Source organism: Collinsella sp. An307, assembly GCF_002161805.1.
GTDB lineage: Bacteria > Actinomycetota > Coriobacteriia > Coriobacteriales > Coriobacteriaceae > Coprousia.
This window is the reverse complement of sequence record NZ_NFIP01000017.1, coordinates 1-1,250: the sequence shown is the minus strand read 5'-3', so window position 1 is coordinate 1,250 and position 1,250 is coordinate 1. Positions and strand designations below refer to the sequence as shown.

Annotated in this window: 1 protein-coding gene; it reads left to right on the top strand. The window is 73.2% G+C overall.

From position 1 onward, the window contains the following. The first annotated feature begins 23 nt into the window (after positions 1-23). On the top strand, positions 24-1,223 hold the full coding sequence (locus B5F89_RS09925; RefSeq protein WP_087431619.1) for an IS3 family transposase: 1,200 nt from the start codon (positions 24-26) through the stop codon (positions 1,221-1,223). Positions 1,224-1,250 lie beyond the last annotated feature (27 nt).

The following is a 1,250-nucleotide window of genomic DNA, read 5'->3' as shown; positions in this document are numbered from 1 at the left end:
GGCGGTCCGGACGGGAGGTCCGCATGCACAGCAGGGAGGACGTGGAGCTGGCGCTGATGGCGCTCGAGGAGGGCTGGACCCGGGCGGCCGCAGGCGCCCTGGTGGGCGCCTCGGGCCCGACGGTGTCCAGATGGGCGGCGGGGCGCGTCCCGCACGAGAGGCGCGGGGCGGGGCCCGGGCGCGGTAGAATGGCGCCGAGAGGCGTCCGCGAGGAGGGTCCCGTGAACGAGTCCGAGAGGGCGGCCTACGAGGCCGCGATGACCGAGAACATGCTGCTCAGGGCGGTGTTGGACGACCTAAAAGGGGAAGGCTCGCACCCGGGTTCGATGTCGAACAGGAGAAAGTGCGAGCTCGGCGAGAGATTGCGCGCGGCGACAGGCCTGCCCCTCCGAGAGATCACCGCTTTCTTGAGGATCTCGAGGAGCTCCTATGAGTACCACCGCGCCAGGCTCGGCCGCGACAAGTACGCGGCGCTGCGCCGCGAGGTCGGGGACCTGTTCCGCTCCCTGGGCGGCGGCCGGGGCTACCGCGCCGTCCACGCCGAGCTCAGGAGGCGCGGCGTCCGCGTCTCGGAGAAGGTGGTGAGGCGGCTCATGCGCGAGCAGGGCCTCTCCGCCCGCAGGCGCAGGAGGAGGGCATGGTCGAGCTACGCCGGCGAGGCGTCGCCCGCCCCGCCGAACCTGCCGCTGCGCCCGGACGGGACGCACGACTTCTCGGCGCCCGCGCCGAACCGGCTGTGGGCGACCGACATCACCGAGTTCCGCCTGCCCTCGGACGAGAAGGCCTACCTGTCGGTGGTCCTCGACTGCTTCGACGGCAGGCCCGCCGGCTGGTCGGTCGGGCCCCGGCCGACCGCCGCCCTCGCGAACTCGAGCCTGGAGGCCGCGTGCGCCTCCCTCGCCCCCGGCGAGCGCCCGGTCGTCCACTCCGACCGCGGCGGGCACTACCGCTGGCCGGGCTGGGTCGAGGTCTGCCGGCGCCACGGGCTCGTCAGGAGCATGTCGCGCAAGGGCAGGAGCTGCGACAACGCCCGGATGGAGGGCTTCTTCGGCCTGCTCAAGAGCGAGTTCTTCCACGCCCGGGACTGGGCCGGGTGGGACGCCCCGGGCTTCATGGCGGAGCTCAACGCGTGGCTCCACCGGTTCCGGTCGGAGCGGGCGTCGGCGGCGCTGGGCTGGAGGACGCCGGACGAGAACCGCAGGCTGCTCGGCTACGCGGTGTAGGATGTACAGGAAAACGTCCGCAGTCCC